At 65.7% G+C, this 14,985-nt stretch carries 11 protein-coding genes; 3 read left to right on the top strand and 8 right to left on the bottom strand.

What is annotated here, in order from left to right; genetic code table 11:
* Nucleotides 1-150: 150 nt before the first annotated feature.
* From ACN9MY_RS07025 to ACN9MY_RS07000, 6 genes are all read right to left on the bottom strand, one after another.
* A complete protein-coding gene (locus ACN9MY_RS07025) occupies nucleotides 151-2,511 on the bottom strand; it encodes an efflux RND transporter permease subunit (RefSeq protein ID WP_426321334.1) in 2,361 nt (786 codons plus the stop codon).
* The gene (locus tag ACN9MY_RS07020) at nucleotides 2,508-3,590 is read right to left on the bottom strand and encodes a WD40/YVTN/BNR-like repeat-containing protein (RefSeq protein WP_426321332.1); all 1,083 of its coding nucleotides are present in this window, start codon (nucleotides 3,588-3,590) and stop codon (nucleotides 2,508-2,510) included. Before ACN9MY_RS07020 ends, ACN9MY_RS07025 begins: the two co-directional genes overlap by 4 nt.
* A gap of 83 nt (nucleotides 3,591-3,673) precedes the next feature.
* Complete coding sequence (locus ACN9MY_RS07015) at nucleotides 3,674-5,017, bottom strand: DUF1329 domain-containing protein (protein ID WP_426168923.1); 1,344 nt, start codon at nucleotides 5,015-5,017, stop codon at nucleotides 3,674-3,676.
* Nucleotides 5,018-5,039: 22 nt separating this feature from the next.
* Nucleotides 5,040-6,971: a DUF1302 domain-containing protein gene (locus tag ACN9MY_RS07010; RefSeq protein ID WP_426168920.1), complete on the bottom strand. Its 1,932-nt coding sequence runs from the start codon at nucleotides 6,969-6,971 to the stop codon at nucleotides 5,040-5,042.
* 31 nt (nucleotides 6,972-7,002) lie between these two features.
* Nucleotides 7,003-8,634: a long-chain-fatty-acid--CoA ligase gene (locus tag ACN9MY_RS07005; protein ID WP_426168917.1), complete on the bottom strand. Its 1,632-nt coding sequence runs from the start codon at nucleotides 8,632-8,634 to the stop codon at nucleotides 7,003-7,005.
* 11 nt (nucleotides 8,635-8,645) lie between these two features.
* Nucleotides 8,646-10,091 carry a coniferyl aldehyde dehydrogenase gene (locus ACN9MY_RS07000; protein WP_426168915.1) on the bottom strand — a complete coding sequence of 482 codons (1,446 nt, stop codon included), beginning with the start codon at nucleotides 10,089-10,091 and terminating at the stop codon, nucleotides 8,646-8,648.
* A gap of 129 nt (nucleotides 10,092-10,220) precedes the next feature.
* On the opposite strand from ACN9MY_RS07000, the gene ACN9MY_RS06995 reads away from it, so the two are divergent.
* A complete protein-coding gene (locus ACN9MY_RS06995) occupies nucleotides 10,221-11,144 on the top strand; it encodes a LysR family transcriptional regulator (RefSeq protein WP_426168913.1) in 924 nt (307 codons plus the stop codon).
* Between the two features lie 29 nt (nucleotides 11,145-11,173).
* On the opposite strand, the gene ACN9MY_RS06990 is transcribed toward ACN9MY_RS06995, so the two are convergent.
* Nucleotides 11,174-11,851, bottom strand: a complete 678-nt coding sequence (locus tag ACN9MY_RS06990; protein ID WP_426321329.1) for a Crp/Fnr family transcriptional regulator — start codon at nucleotides 11,849-11,851, stop codon at nucleotides 11,174-11,176.
* A gap of 84 nt (nucleotides 11,852-11,935) precedes the next feature.
* Between ACN9MY_RS06990 and ACN9MY_RS06985 the strand changes: the two genes are divergently transcribed.
* Nucleotides 11,936-12,793, top strand: a complete 858-nt coding sequence (locus ACN9MY_RS06985; RefSeq protein WP_426321327.1) for a sterol desaturase family protein — start codon at nucleotides 11,936-11,938, stop codon at nucleotides 12,791-12,793.
* Nucleotides 12,786-13,475, top strand: coding sequence for an SDR family NAD(P)-dependent oxidoreductase (locus ACN9MY_RS06980; protein ID WP_426321325.1), 690 nt, complete (start codon nucleotides 12,786-12,788; stop codon nucleotides 13,473-13,475). Before ACN9MY_RS06985 ends, ACN9MY_RS06980 begins: the two co-directional genes overlap by 8 nt.
* Here the strand turns inward: ACN9MY_RS06980 and ACN9MY_RS06975 are convergent.
* A complete protein-coding gene (locus tag ACN9MY_RS06975; protein ID WP_426321323.1) occupies nucleotides 13,472-14,980 on the bottom strand; it encodes an ATP-binding protein in 1,509 nt (502 codons plus the stop codon). The two genes, ACN9MY_RS06980 and ACN9MY_RS06975, sit on opposite strands and share 4 nt — an antisense overlap.
* Between the last annotated feature and the right edge of the window lie 5 nt (nucleotides 14,981-14,985).

The raw sequence follows: 14,985 nt of genomic DNA, 5'->3' as shown, positions 1-14,985 counted from the left end.
CCATAGGGTCAGACCCTGTCTGCTCCACTGCCGTCGGTTTCGGTTGTGCGCTGTTGACTTTCGACGAAGATCAAGGACGCACAACCAAAACCATCCGCCCAAAGACCGTAGGGGGTCTGACCCTGCGGGTCAGACCCCGACTTACCGGGTTTAGCGCTTAGGCAACAGCAACGACGCCAGCGCCGGAATCATCACAATCGCCCCCACCATATTCCACAGGAACATGAACATCAGCAGCAGGCCCATATCGGCCTGGAACTTGATGTCGGACCAGGCCCAGGTCAGCACGCCCAGCGCCAGCGTCACGCCAGTCAGCGCCACCGCCACGCCGGTCGTCTTCAGCGTCTCGAAGTAAGCCTCCTTCAGCTCCATGCCGCGGTCAAGGAAGCACTGCAGCCGGTTGTAGATGTAGATGCCGTAATCGACGCCAATCCCGATCCCCAGCGCAATCACCGGCAAGGTCGCCACCTTCACCCCCAGCCCCAGGCGCGCCATGATGGCCTCGCACAGCGCGGACGTGATATACAGCGGCACCATTATGCAGATGGTTACGCGCAGCGAGCGGAACTCCCACCACACCAGCAGCGCCACGATGGCGTACACCAGCACCAGCATGGTGATCTCGGCCTGCTTGATCACGATATTGGTGGCCGCCTCGATGCCCGAATTGCCGGCCGCCAGGATGAATTCCGCCTGCGGCGTGTTGTTCTCTTTGGCGAACGCCTGCGCCGCCTGCACCACCCGCGTCAGCGTGTCGGCCTTGTGGTCGGCCAGGAACACCAGCACCGGCAGCATCGAGCAGTCGTTGCTGTACAACTCGGACGGAATCATGCGCTGCGCCGAATTGGACACGAAGCGATTGCGCGACAGCGCCTGCCATTTCAGGCTGCCGCCATTGACGTTGGAGATGATCCGCTTCTGCACCGTGAACAGCGAAGTGGTCGACTCCACGCCCGGCACGTTCTCCATCTCCCACTGGAAGCGGTCCACCACTTCGGCAGTCGGGTAGGCACCGCACTCGCCGGCCGGCGTCTTTACCATCACCACGAACACGTCCGAGCTGGTCGAGTAATGGCCGGTGATGTAGGCGTTGTCGCGGTTGTAGCGCGAGTCGGCGCGCAGCTCCGGCGCGCCCGGATCGAGGTCGCCGATCTTCAGGTCGCGGTTCAGCGCAAACGCTGTGGCAAACACCGCCACTGCGCCCAGCACCGCCAGCTTGGCGTACTTGGGCTCCGCAATGCGCGACAGCATGCGCATGAAGCGGTGCTTGCGCTTGGCCTTCCGGGCCTGGTTGCGCAGGCAGGCATCGGTCACGCCCACGTAGGACATCAGCACCGGCAGCAGGAACATCTTGGTCAGCACGATCACCGCCACGCCCACCGAGGCCGAAATCGCCAGCTCGCGGATCACGCCGATCTCGATCACCAGCAGGGTCGAAAAGCCCACCGCATCGCACAGCAGCGCAATGGTGCCGGGAATGAACAGCTGGCGGAAAGTCTGCTTGGCAGCCTCGGTGGCCGACTTGCCGGACAGGCGCTCGCTGGCCATGGTGTTGATGTTCTGCACCGCGTGCGAGACGCCGATGGCAAAGGTCAGGAACGGCACCAGGATCGAATACGGATCGAGCCCGAAGCCCAGTAGCCGCACGATGCCAAGCTGCCAGATTACCGCCAGCGAGCAGCAGAACACCGTCACCAGGGTCGACTTCCAGCAGTGCGAATACCACAGCAGCAGCGCCACCGTCATGGCAAAGGTGATCGCGAAGAACAGGCCGATCGCCTTGGCGCCGTGAATCAGGTCGCCCACCACCTTGGCAAAGCCGACGATGTGGATCTTCACGCCCTGTGCTTCGTACTTGTCGCGCACCAGCTTTTCCAGGCGCTCGGAGAACAGGCCGTAATCGAGCTTGGTGCCCTTGTCCGGATCGATCTCCAGCAGCGGCACCTGCACGATGGTGGATTTCTGGTCCGCCGCCACCAGGCTGCCGATGCGCCCCGAACGCGCCACGTTTGCCCGCACCTCGTCCAGCATGGCCGGCGAACCGTCGAAGCCCTGCGGGATGATCTGGCCGCTGTTCAAGCCCGTCTCGGTGACTTCCATCCACTGCACGTTCGGCGTCCACAGGGACTTCAGGTTGCCGCGGTCCACGCCGGGGATGTAGAACACTTCGTCGGTCACCGCCTTCAGCGTATCGAGATACTCCTTGCTGTAGATGTCGCCCTTGGTCGCCTCCACCGCGATGCGGATGTTGTTGCCCAGCGGGCGCAACTCGTTCTCGTACTTCAGGTAGTTGGCGATGAAGGGGTGGGTGGCCGGCACCATCTTCTGGAAGCTGGCGTCCGGTTTCAGCAGCGCCGCCTGCCAGGCAAACAGCACCGACGCCAGCAGGAAAGCCACCATGATCACAAGGCGGTGCTTGAACAGGCGCGGCTCCAGCCAGTGCTCGACGGAGGTGAAGCGCTGGTGTCCTTCCTCGGCCACCTTGCAGGATTTTTCGTCTTCGCGCTTCATTTCGCCGCCTCCCGCACACCACCCACGCCGGACAGCAGCACCGTGCCATTCACAGCCAGCATGCCGGCCGTCGGCACCGCATCGCCCTGGCGCATAACGCGGAAGCTCACGCCATCGTCGTCGCTGCGCAGCAGCGCGCCATCTTGTGCCGCGAGCACGATGCTGTTGCCCTGCAGGGCGCCGCCCACCAGGCTCTTCTTCGTCACGGCCGGCGTTTCGCGCCAGGTGGCGCCGCCATCTTCGCTGCGGAACACATGGCCGCCAAAGCCGTAAGCGAGCACGCTGCGGCCGGTGAAGATCACGCCGTACAGCTGGCCGCCGTAGCCGGTCTCGATACGCTGCCAGCTTGCGCCGCCGTCGGCCGAGCGGTACACGTAGCCGCCCTCGCCCGCGATGGCCAACACATTGCCAGGCCCGCCCGCAATCGCGTTGTAATGCAAGCCTTCAGGATTGGGCAGGCCCGCGCCCATGGAATTCCAGTGTGCCCCGCCGTCCGTGGTACGGAAAGCCTGGCCGTATGCGCCCACCGCGTAGCCGGTCCTGGCATCGCGGAACCATACGCCCAGCAAAGGGCGCGACGGGCCGAACTTGGCCGCCGCTTCGATATCGCCCAGCGCGTTCTCGGCATCGGCGAGCGCCGCCTTGCCCGCTCCCGCCCCGGCCGCCTGCGCCTTCTCGACTGCCGCCTTGGCATCGGCCAGCATCAGTGCATTGGCCTGGTTGCCGTCAAAGCGGGTGCTCCATTGCGCCCCGCCGTCATTGGTGGAAAGGATCACCCCATCCTGCCCGACGGCCCAGCCGTTGGAAGCATCGGCAAACGCCACGCTGGTCAAGGTGACCGACACCGGTACTTTCGCCTGCTGCCATGGCGCATTGGCGCCGCCATCGCGCACCAGGATGATGCCGCGCTCGCCCACCGCCACCGTGCGCTGGCCGGCCAGCGCCATGGCCGTCAGCATGGCTTTCGGCGCCCGCGCCGACATGCGCGCCGGCGTCTGCAGCGGATCGCGCGCCACGGCCGGCGCCACCGCCAATGCGCCCAGCAGCGCAGCAGCGGCCTGTTTCAATACTATATTCATGCTCTACCTGCGAAAAAATGGGCGCAGCGCTCCCTGTGAACGCAAGCGCCCGAAGAGACACCCCCAAACCCGCTACGCCGTCCTTAGTTGGAAGAGCGGCGCAGCGTATCTGGCGTGAAGTTCGACGGATCGAGCTTGACGCCAAATTTGATCGGCTTCTCCTGGTTGGAGATGCCGGAGAGCAGGTAGCGGCGTGCCTGCAGGTCGTAGAACACTTCGTAGGCGAAGTAGTGGGTCAGCGCATCGTAGTACTGGATGCCGCCGATTTCGTGCACGCGCCACAGTTCGCCGCGGCCGTCGTAGGAATCGGTGTGCAGCACTTCCCAGCTATCCTCGTCCACGTAGAACACGCGCTTGGCGTAGATGTGGCGCTTGTCCTTCTTCAGGGTCGCTTCCACTACCCACACGCGGTGCGGCTCGTAGCGCACGAAGTCCTGGTTGATATGGCCGGGGCGGACGATGTCGGCATACTTGATCGCCTTGTTGGTGATCTTGTAGTTGTTGTAGGAGACCAGCATCTCCTTCTTGCCCACCAGCTTCCAGTCGTAGCGGTCGGGCGCGCCGTTGAAGCCGTCGTAGTCGTCGGTGGTGCGCAAGCCGTCCGCGCCCTGCCCCGGCGAGTCGTAGGCCACGTTCGGCGCGCGCAGCACGCGGCGCTGGCCAGGATTGTAGGTCCAGGCCAGGCGCGATTCCTTCACCTGGTCCATCGGGTCCACCACCAGCAGCGCGTCGCCGGCCACCGAGGACGGGCCGGTCAGGGTCGCCATGTAGTACACCAGGCGGTTAGGCTCGGGGTTGGGCATGCCCTGGGCGAAGGCCACCTTCTCGGTGCGGGTCACCGGCGTGAAGGCGCCGTTGGTCTGCACCGGGAATTCGGCGGTGTAGCGCTCGATGGTGCCGCCGCGGTAGCGCATCAGGTGGTTCCAGATCACCTCGACGCCGGTTTTCGGGATCGGGAACGGCACCGTGGTCTTGGCGGTGCCGGTCACGCCGTTGCCGCCGCCGGTCAGCTCGGCCTTCGTCGCTTCGGCCTTGATGTTGTCGTACACCGCCTGCGGGTAGCCTGCCGTGCGGTAGCTCTTGTAGACATTCATCTTGTAGCTCGGGTAGCGCTTCAGCATCTCCATCTGCCCCGGCGCCAGCATGTCCTTGTACTTGTCCATGTTGGCGGCCGTGATGGTGTACTGGGGCGCTTCGTTCGGCAGCGGGTCGGCGTAGCCGTTCTTGCTGTCGAAGCCGGCCGGCGCCTTGGTGATGCCGCCGGTCCAGGCCGGGATGGTGCCGGCCTTGTTGCCTTCCTTCTCCGCGCCGACCGGCGTCAGGTCCTTGCCCAGGCGGTCTGCTTCCGCCTGCGGCAGGCCGGCCAGGGCGCTGCCCGCGATGCACGCCAGCGCTGCGGCCAGCAAGCTTTGCTTCATCATCTTCATCTACATGTCTCCTGTGTCTTTATTAGAAGTTGGCGCCGATCACGAACTGCATGTTGTCGCGGTCGTGGAACTGGTCGTACTTGGCGCTCTTGTTATAGCTGGTATAGCTGATGTCGGCGTAGTAGCGGTTGTTGTAGTCCGCGCGCAGGCCCACGCTGCGGGTCTGGCGGTCTTCGACGAACAGGTTGTCGGCCGCATAACCCTTCACGTCATGCGCGAAGTACAGGCGCGGCTTGAAGTTGACGCCGGCCACCACGTTCGGAAACAGCATTTCGGCCGACAGGCGATATCCCCAGGCGCTGCTGGTGGCATAGCCTTCGTTCTCGCAGTAGGAGGCATTGGGCTGGATGCCGGCCGGCCCGCAAGTGCCGCCCAGCGCCGCGGTCGGGCCGAAGTTGTACATGAAGCCGCGCACGTAGCGGGTGCTGGTGTTCGGGTCGCCGATGCCGCTCCACTTCTGGCCCGCCACTTCGCCCAGCAGGGTCAGCGAATCGGCGCCCAGCACTTGCGGGATCTGGCGGATGAACGACACCTGCGCCTGCGTCTTGTCCTTGCGGTCATAGCCGTGGATCACGGTGCCGGTCGGCACCGCCGGGTTGCGCGCAATGACCGCCAGCTTGGCCTGCGGGCCGATGCCCAGCGCAGTGCCGACCAGCAGGTCGATCGCGTTGATCTGCACCGGGATGTCCTTGGTGCGCGACACTTCGCCAAACAGCGAGAAGCCGCCCACTTCGGTGGCTGCCGACAGGCCCAGGGTCTTCACGTTCTCGCCGCTGTAGTCCCACACGATATTCCCGGCCGGCAGCACGCCCAGCGTGCCCAGTGCCGGCGCCAGCGACGGCACGGCCTTGACCAGTTGCGCCAGGCGGCCCGACCATACCGACGGCAGCGCCGACGGCTGCTTGACCACCGAGACGATCGGCGAGTGGCTGTGGTAGCGCGCGAAATAGACGCCGAAGTCGGTGGCAATGGCGTCGGCAAAGTAGTGGCTCGACACGCCGAACTGGCCGGACTTCTTCGGCTTGATCTTTTCCGCGGTGGTCATGCGGAAGTTGAGCGGCATGCTGCGCGACAGGCCGAGCGAGGCCAGCACCGGGTCCAGCGCAGCAGGCAGCGCGGCCAGGAACGGCGCGCCGTTGTACTGGCCCTGGTCGTTCAGCTTGGTGCCGTCGCCAAACAGCACGGTGCCGTTGTTGCAGTTGAGCGAATCGGCCGCCGACCAGTAGGTGCCGCAGCCGTCGACCACGTTCTGGCGCCAGCCCAGGTTGTAGAAGGCCTCCACCGACACGCCGTTGCCCAGGCCCAGGTTAGCCATCAGGGCCGGCTGCGGACGCAGGACTTCCTTGACCTGCGCGCCCGGGCGGCGCGCGGCGCTGGTATCGAAGGCGCCCATGGCGTTAATGCCCGGCACGAACAGCGATTCGCCCCAGTTGATCACCTGGTTGCCCAGCTTGGCGCTCAGCGCCTTGCCGCCCAGGTCCCAGTTGGCGAACACATAGGCGTCGGCCAGCGCCACGCCGTCGAAGGTGGACAGCTGGTCGAAGCCGGTGTCGCTCAGTTCTCCGTTCTGCTTGTAGCCGTTGTTGAAATGCCCGTGCGGCATCTCCTTGCCTTTCAGGACGCGGTCGTACCACGCGAAGCTGCGCACGAACATGCCGTAGGTATCGCCTTTCAGTTCCAGTTCGCCTGTCAGCTTGCCGACGGTGGAATAGGCATCGTGCTTCTTGAAGTTCAGGTTGCCGTCGTCGGCGCCGGCGCCCGCCGTGCCGCCATTGGGTACAGAGATCAGGTTCTTGTCTGCATCCTTCATCCGGATGCTGGTGCCGACCGACATGTTCAGGGACCAGCGTCCTTCCAGTCCATTGTCGGTGGTGAAGGTATCTGCGTGCGCCAGTGGGGTTGCCAGCGCCGCCGCCACGGCGAGCGCCATGATACGGTTGTACTTCCTCGTCATCCTAGTGTCTCCTAATGGTTTTTACAGCTTCTTATACAGGCTTATTTAACTGCTTGAACTCCTCACGCAACTTCATCTTCTGCACTTTGCCGTTGGCGGAATACGGAAGCTCGCTGACAAAAACCACGTCGTCGGGAAGCCACCACTTGGCTACGCGGCTGGCAAGGTAGCCTAACACTTCATCGCGTGTGGGGGAACTGCCATGGCGGGGAACGACCACCAGCAACGGGCGTTCCTGCCATTTTTCATGCGGGATGCCGATCACCGCGGCAGCCATCACATCGGGATGGCCCATCACTGCGTTCTCGACATCGATCGATGAAATCCATTCGCCGCCGGACTTGATCACGTCCTTGGCGCGGTCGGTTATCTGAAGATAGCCATCGCGGTCGATGTTGGCGATGTCGCCGGTATCGAAGTAGCCTTCCTCGTCCAGCACCGAGGCATCGCTGCCGTAATAGGCCGACAGGATCCACGGCCCGCGCACCATCAGGCGCCCCGTCGCCACGCCGTCGTGCGGCAGGCGCCGGCCCGCTTCGTCCTTCAGCGCCAGCTCCACGCCGCACACCGGCCGGCCCTGGCGCGCCTGCACGCGCAGCTTTTCTTCCTCGCTGGCCTTGTCGTGCGATTGCAACAGCGAGCACACGGTGCCCAGCGGCGACATCTCCGTCATGCCCCAGGCCTGCATCAGGGTCGCCCCCAGCGTGTTGCGGCAGCGCGTGAACATCACCGGCGGGATCGCCGAGCCGCCGCACAGCATGCGCTCCAGGCATAGCTCCTGCAGCGCCGGCCGCGCTTCGCTGTCGATATGGTTGAGCAAGCCTAGCCAGACGGTCGGCACGCCCAGCGCCATCGTCACGCGCTCGTCGCGCAGCAAGTCGTAGATGCTCTTGCCGTCCAGCGCTGGCCCGGGCAGCACCAGCTTGGCGCCGCTCATGGCGCCGGCGTACGGCATGCCCCAGGCGTTCACATGGAACAGCGGCACCACCACCAGGCAGCTGTCGCGGTGCGAAATGGCTGCACTGCCCGCAGCGCACAGGCCCATCGAGTGCAGGTAGGCCGAGCGGTGCGAGTACAGCACCCCTTTCGGGTTGCCGGTGGTGCCGGAGGTGTAGCACAGCGCCGACGCCGTGCGTTCGTCGAACTGCGGCCAGGCGTAATCATCGCTGGCGCCTTCCACCAGCTCCTCGTAGCACAGCGTTCCCGCCGGCAGGCCGGCGGGCATATGCGCGCGGTCGGTCATGCAGACGAATGCCTTCACACCTGCCAGCTTCGGCGCCAGCGCGGCCACCAAGGGCGCGAAGGTAGTGTCGAAGAACAGCACCTGGTCCTGCGCGTGATTGAGAATGTACTCCACCTGTTCCGGGAACAGGCGCGGGTTGATGGTGTTCAGCACCGCACCCATGCCCGACACGCCAAAGTACAGCTCCATGTGGCGATGCGTGTTCCAGGCCAGCGTGCCGACCCGGTCGCCCATGCCCACGCCCAGCGCCAGCAGCGCATTGGCAATGCGCCGCGCGCGCCGTTCCACTTCGCCGTAACTGCTGCGGTGCAGCGTGCCTTCACAAGTGCGCGAGACAATCTCGGCGCGCGGGTGCACGCGGCGCGCGTGCTCGATCATCGAGGAAATCAGCAGCGGCTGATCCTGCATCAAGGCTTGCATACGCTAATCCATTACATATGGCGTTTCAGGAAACCGGCCAGCGTGTCGAAGACGCGGCCATACGGAGGGCGGAACAGGCCGAAGCCGTTCAGGCGCGCCTGCCGGTAGATCGGCTTCTGCTTGGAGAACGCGAGGAAGCCATGCTCGCCGTGATAGGCGCCCGTGCCGCTGGCGCCGACGCCGCCGAACGGCAGGTTTTCCTGCGCCGCATGCCACAGCGCGTCGTTGACGGTGACCCCGCCCGAGATGGTCGAGCGCAGCACCTTGGTGCAGTTGCGGCGCTCCTTGCCGAACCAGTACAGCGCCAGCGGGCGCTCGCGCTGGTTGATGAAGGCGATGGCTTGCTGCAGCGTGTCGTAGGGCAGCACCGGCAGCAGCGGGCCGAAGATCTCTTCGCGCATGACCGCCATCTCGGACGTGACGTCCAGCAGCAGCACTGGCGCCATGCGCCGCTCGCCCGCTTGCCCCGCTTCGGTACCGCCCAGCCGCAGCACGCGCGCGCCCTGCTCTTCCGCCTCGCGCACCAGCTTCTCCAGCCGCTGGAAATGACGCTCGCTGATGATGCTGGTGTACTGCTCGTTGCCGGCAAACTGCGGGTACATCGCCGCCGCCGCCGCGCTCAGTTCGCGCACGAATTCGTCCACGCGCGCGCGCGGCACCAGCGCGTAGTCGGGCGCCACGCAAGTCTGGCCGGCGTTGAACAATTTGCCGAAAGCCAGGCGCGGCGCAGCCTGCGCCAGGTCGCAGCTTTCGTCGATGATGGCGGGCGACTTGCCGCCCAGTTCCAGCGTCACCGGTGTCAGGTTGTGCGCCGCGGCGACAGCGACCTGGCGTCCTACCGCGGTGGAGCCGGTAAAAATGAGATGGTCGAACGGCAGCGCCGCAAAATCGCGGCTGACCTCAACGCCGCCTTCGACCACGGCCAGCTCGGCCGGGGTGAAATAACGCGCCGCCAGTTGCGCCAGCAGGCGCGAAAAGGCCGGCGTCAGCTCGCTGGGTTTGATCATCACGCGATTGCCCGCCGCCAGGGCGGCAGCCGCCGGCACCAGCGCCAGTTGGCAGGGGTAGTTCCACGGCACGATATTGCCGATCACACCCAGCGGCTGCGGCATGATCCGGCTCGAGCCGGGCAGCATGTGCAGCGGCGTCGCCACGCGGCGCGGCCGCATCCAGCGCCCCAGCTTGCGGCGCTGCTGGCGGATGGCCGACAGCACGACGAACAGCTCCGTCAGCACCATTTCCTGCCGCGCGCGCCCGCCAAAGTCGGCATCGATCGCTTCCAGGATGGCCGCTTCGTTGTCGGCCACCAGCGCCTGCAGGCGGTCAAGCCGCTCGCGCCGGATGGCGGCCGGCGGCACCATGTCGGCATTGAAGGCCGCGCGCTGCACTTCCAGCCTGTCCAGCAGCGATGGCGAGCCGCGTCCTACGACGGCAGGGTCGAATTCCTGAACTTTCATCACAGTGTCTCCAGTTGCGCCGCGTTTTATTTAACGCTGTCTTGAAACGAGTATGTGTTTGACACTACTATTCGTCCAATGCATTGTATTTATCCGCACAATGCATATTCCGCATACTAGGAGTTTTCCATGGATTTCAAGCGCTTGCGCTACGCCCTGGCGGTGGCCGACGAAGGCAATTTCGTGCGGGCCGCCGAGAAGATCAGCATCAGCCAGCCCGCCCTGTCGCGCGCCGTGCAGACCCTGGAGGACGAACTGGGATTCCTGCTGTTCGACCGCGGCAACCGCAACGTGGCGGTGACGGTGGCCGGCGCCGCCTTCTTCAACCACGCGCGCCGCTTGTTGTTTGATGTACGCAACATGGAACACGATTTATCGTTGTTGCGAAATGGCGACAGCGGCCATGTGGCCTTCGGCATCGGCCCCCTGCACTCGGGCGCCCTGCTGCCGCGCATGCTGCGCCAGGTGCGCGCCGACCAGCCGGGCATCAGCCTGTCGGTCACCATCAACACCTCGACCTACCTGCTGGACCACCTGCGCGGCGAGGAAATGGAATTCTTCATGTCCGACGTGCGCCTGATCGAGCCGGCCGAAGACCTGATCATTACCCACGAATGCCGCCAGTACGGCGGCATCTACTGCCGCCCCGGCCACCCGCTGCTGGGGCGCGACGACGTCACCCCGCCCGAGCTGCTGCCCTATGGCATGGCGGCGCCCACCATTCCCGAAGTGCTGATGACGCAGATGAACAAGCTGTTCCGCCTGCCGCCGGGGCGCGACCTGCCCATCATGCTCAGTTGCGACAGCGTGCATACCCTGGTCGACGTGGTGGCCGAAAGCGATCTGCTGCTGATCTCCAGCCATGCGGCGCTGGCCGAGGCGGCCGCGGAAGGCCGGCTGGAACAGGTACAGGTGCCGCTGCCGCCGCTATGGGCCGACATTGCCACCATCCGCCTGCGCGGGCGCACCCTCTCGCCCGGCGCCCAGCGCGTGCTGCAGGCGGCGCGGGAAATCCTGGCGCAACTGGCCGGCACGGAAATGCCGCGCCAGTGATCCGCCGGCGCGGCTCCGCTGGCGCAGCCTCAGGCCGCAGCCGCGCGCAGCGCTTCCAGGTCGCGCAGCTCGATCTGGCCGTAGCGCAGCCCGATCGCGCCGCAGCCGGCCAGCGCCTGCAATTCCTTGTTCAGGGTGGTGCGCCCGACGCCGAGCATCATCGCGATCTGGTCCTGTGAAGCGGCGATGGTGGTGCGCGCGCTGGCAGCCTGGGTCAGCTCGCCATGCGCCATCATCAGCAGGCGCCGCGCCAGGCGGGTGCGGGTGCTGTGCATCGCCATGTCGGCGATCAGGCCGAAAGCGGCGTGCAGCCGCTCCGCCTCCAGCCGTGCCATGGCGTTGGCAAACACCACGTCCTGCATCAGGGCCGTAAAACGTTCCGCGCTGACCGCCAGCAGTTCCGTGTCCTCCTGCGCTGTTGCCGTGGCGCTGCGCGGCAAGTCCGCCAGCAGGGCCGTTTCGCCGAACCAGTTGCCCGCTTCAGCCAGGGTCACGATCGCCTCGTTGCCGTCCGCATGCATGACCGACAGCCGGACCGCGCCGCGCACCACGCCCCACAGCCCATCCTGCGCCCCGGACGTCCGCTCACCCTGCAGGTAGAGCACCTCGCCTTGCTCCAGGCGCACGCTGCGCGTCACCGCCAGCAAGGCGCTGGCCTGCGCCGCCGGCAATCGCGCGAACCAGGGGTTGTTGAAGAATATCTGCATGCAAAAAAAATCCTGAATTGCCCGGAATTGAACAATCTTCGCCGGCGCAGCCCTGCATCATGGTTGCCAAAGGAGACCAGCCATATGGACAACACCATGATGTACACGCTGCTCGCACTGGTGATCACGGGCCTCGCCCTGGCGGAATTCGCCAGCCGCCGCTACCGCGACACGGTGCACGCCAGCGCCAATGATACAGCGCTCGAAGTGGGCATGACAGTCAGCCTGTTGCTGATTACCCAGCCGTTGATCCTCTTCGCCACCAGCGCGCTGGGCCAGTGGCTGGCGCCCGGCATGCGCGATGCCTGGGCCGGCCTGCCCTGGTGGGCCTGGGCCGGCCTGCTGCTGGTGGGCGACGACATGACGCAGTACTGGTGGCACCGCATCTCGCACTCGCCGTTGCTGTGGCCCCTGCACCGCGCCCACCACTCGGCCTCTTACATGAGCATCCGCATCACCTACCGCAACAACTTCTTCTACTATCTGATGATGCCGGGCATCTGGTTTGCCGGCGCCATGGTCTACCTGGGCTGCGGCTGGATGTATTTCGCCTACGTCGTGGTCAAGCAGGCGGTCATCCTCGGCGCCCACTGCGCCTGGGCCTGGGATGAACCGCTGTACAAGGTTTGCGCGCTGCGGCCCTTGATGTGGGTCGTGGAGCGCACCATCTCCACCCCGGCCACCCACCGCGCTCACCACGCCATCACCAACGCCGACGGCATCGGCCATTACAAGGGCAATTTCGGCAACCTGCTGTTCTTCTGGGACGTACTGTTCGGCACCGCCCACATCACGCGCCGCTACCCGGCCCAGTACGGGCTGCGCGACGACCAGCTTTTCGGCGCCGAGCGCTGGGACAGGCAGATGTTCTACCCGCTGCTGCAGTCGAAGCGCGAATACAGCGCCCTGAAATTCGGCGGAAAGAGCTATAGCGATGAATAAGGCCGGGATAGTGGTGACAGGCGGCTTCGGCGTCCTTGGCCGCGCCGTTGGCGGCGCCTTGCTGGCCGGCGGCGCTCGCGTCGCCCTGGTCGACCACGCCCCGGCGAACGCCAGCCAGCTGCAAGGCGCACTGGCCTGCGGCGGCGTGGATCTGTGCGACCCGCATGCTGCACAACGCTGCATCGACGGCGTCGCCGAGCGCTTCGGCGGCCTCGATGGCATCGTCAACGTGGCGGGCGGCTTTGCCTGGGAATCCGTGGAGCACGGCGACATCGCAACCTGGGACCGCATGTACGCCATGAATGTGCGCACCACTCTGCTGGCATCGCAGGCAGCGCTGCCGCACCTCCTGCGCCAGGGACGCGGCCGCATCGTCAATATCGGCGCCATGGCCGCCAGCCGCGCCCAGGCCGGCATGGGCGCCTACGCCGCCGCCAAATCCGGCGTGGCCCGCCTGACCGAAGCCATGGCCGAAGAACTGCTCGCACGCGGCGTCACGGTCAACGCCATCCTGCCCGGCATCATCGACACGCCGGCCAACCGCGCGGCCATGCCGGACGCCGACACCAGCCGCTGGGTCGCTCCGGCAACGCTGGCCGAGGTGGTGCTGTTCCTGCTGTCCGACGCTTCGGCCGCCGTGACTGGCGCCCTGCTGCCGGTCACCGCGCGGGGGCTGGACTAGCCGGCCGTCAGCGGCAGCCGGAATTCGAAGCGCACGCCCTGGCCCGGCGCACTGGTCAGGCTTACGCTGCCTTGCAACGCACCGCAAACCAGGTTGTTCACGATGTACATGCCGAGGCCGGAACCGCCGGCGCCGACCTTGGTGGAGAAGAAGGGCTCGAAGATTTTCTGTTGCAGCTCAGGCGCGATGCCGACGCCGTCGTCGCTGTAGACCAGCCGCACATGGTCGCCCGCCACGCTGGCGGCGATCGACACCTTGCCGCAGCCGCGCCCCTCGAACCCGTGCAGGATGGAGTTGACGATCAGGTTGTTCAGGATCTGCTCCAGGTGTCCCGGATAGGAATCCATCAGCACCCCGGGCGGCACTTGCAGCTCCACCGTGACATTCGCCTGCCGCATCATGCGTCCCAGCGTGACCAGGATATCGTGCAGGCAGGTATGCAGGTCGAACCGGCGGCGGCGCTGGCTGGTCTGGTCCACCGCCACGTTCTTGAAACTCTCGATCAATTCGCGCGCGCGGTCGGCGCTGCGGATCAGCACCTCGCTCGCCTCGCGGCAATCGCCGGCCGACTGCACCAGGCAGGAACGCGTCAGCTTGCCCGCCAGGGCATTGCCGGCCAGTTCATCCACGCGGTCGCGCAGGGTCGATGCCAGCAGCACCAGGTTGCCGACCGGCGTGTTCAATTCATGCGCCACGCCGGCCACGATGCTGCCCAGCGCCACCATCTTTTCCTGCTCGACGATCTGCTGCAGGGCCAGGCGCAGCTCGCAGCTGCGCGCTTCCTCCGCCTCCTTGCGCTGCGTGATGTCGCGCACCAGCGCCGCAAAGGCGGGCGGCTGCGATTGCGGCACCTGCCATTGCGACACCTCGACGTCGAACTCGCGCCCGGTGCGGTGGCGTGCGCGCTGGCTGCAACCCTGCGCCGGCAACAGCACCTTGCCGGCGGGCTGGCCCAGCATTTCATGGCGGCGCCACCCGAACAGGTCCTCCGCCGCATGGTTCCAGTCGGTCACCATGCCCTGGTTGTCGGTGCCGATGAAGGCTTCGCAGGCGCTGTCGATCACCATGCGCAGGCGCCGCTCCGATTCGTGCAGGGCTTGCGTGCGCTCCTGCACCTTCGCATACAGCTCGCACAGCACGGCCACCTTGTTGCGCAGCACGGCCGGTTCGATCGGCTTGTTGAGGAAATCCACCGCGCCCATTTCATAGCCCTTGAACTGGCGCACGCGGTCGTGCAGGCCGGCGGTAACGAAGATGATGGGCAGGTGGCGCGTGCGGGGGTTGGCGCGCAGCAGTTCGGCCGTTTCCAGGCCATCCATCTCCGGCATCTGCACGTCCAGCAGCACCACGGCAAAATCGTGCCGGAGGGATTGGCGCAGGGCTTCGTTGCCGGACATGGCTTTCACCAGGTGCAGGGACAGCGGCATCTCTTCCAGCAATGCTTCCAGCGCTGTCAGGTTCTCCTGTCGGTCGTCGACCAGCAGCACCGGGATGTTCAGTTCCATGCGCT

The organism is Pseudoduganella sp. R-31 (genome assembly GCF_049913235.1).
Lineage (GTDB): Bacteria > Pseudomonadota > Gammaproteobacteria > Burkholderiales > Burkholderiaceae_D > Rugamonas.
Note: the sequence above shows the minus strand (reverse complement) of the source record. Positions and strands in the feature narration are given on the sequence as shown.

Bases quoted from the DNA above. Each gene is read 5' to 3' on its own strand.
- ACN9MY_RS07025 (WP_426321334.1), bottom strand. From the start codon at position 2,511: ATGAAGCGCGAAGACGAAAAATCCTGCAAGGTGGCCGAGGAAGGACAC.
- ACN9MY_RS07000 (WP_426168915.1), bottom strand. From the start codon at position 10,091: ATGAAAGTTCAGGAATTCGACCCTGCCGTCGTAGGACGCGGCTCGCCA.
- ACN9MY_RS07020 (WP_426321332.1), bottom strand. From the start codon at position 3,590: ATGAATATAGTATTGAAACAGGCCGCTGCTGCGCTGCTGGGCGCATTG.
- ACN9MY_RS07010 (WP_426168920.1), bottom strand. From the start codon at position 6,971: ATGACGAGGAAGTACAACCGTATCATGGCGCTCGCCGTGGCGGCGGCG.
- ACN9MY_RS07005 (WP_426168917.1), bottom strand. From the start codon at position 8,634: ATGCAAGCCTTGATGCAGGATCAGCCGCTGCTGATTTCCTCGATGATC.
- ACN9MY_RS06980 (WP_426321325.1), top strand. From the start codon at position 12,786: ATGAATAAGGCCGGGATAGTGGTGACAGGCGGCTTCGGCGTCCTTGGC.
- ACN9MY_RS06995 (WP_426168913.1), top strand. From the start codon at position 10,221: ATGGATTTCAAGCGCTTGCGCTACGCCCTGGCGGTGGCCGACGAAGGC.
- ACN9MY_RS06985 (WP_426321327.1), top strand. From the start codon at position 11,936: ATGGACAACACCATGATGTACACGCTGCTCGCACTGGTGATCACGGGC.
- ACN9MY_RS07015 (WP_426168923.1), bottom strand. From the start codon at position 5,017: ATGAAGATGATGAAGCAAAGCTTGCTGGCCGCAGCGCTGGCGTGCATC.
- ACN9MY_RS06975 (WP_426321323.1), bottom strand. From the start codon at position 14,980: ATGGAACTGAACATCCCGGTGCTGCTGGTCGACGACCGACAGGAGAAC.
- ACN9MY_RS06990 (WP_426321329.1), bottom strand. From the start codon at position 11,851: ATGCAGATATTCTTCAACAACCCCTGGTTCGCGCGATTGCCGGCGGCG.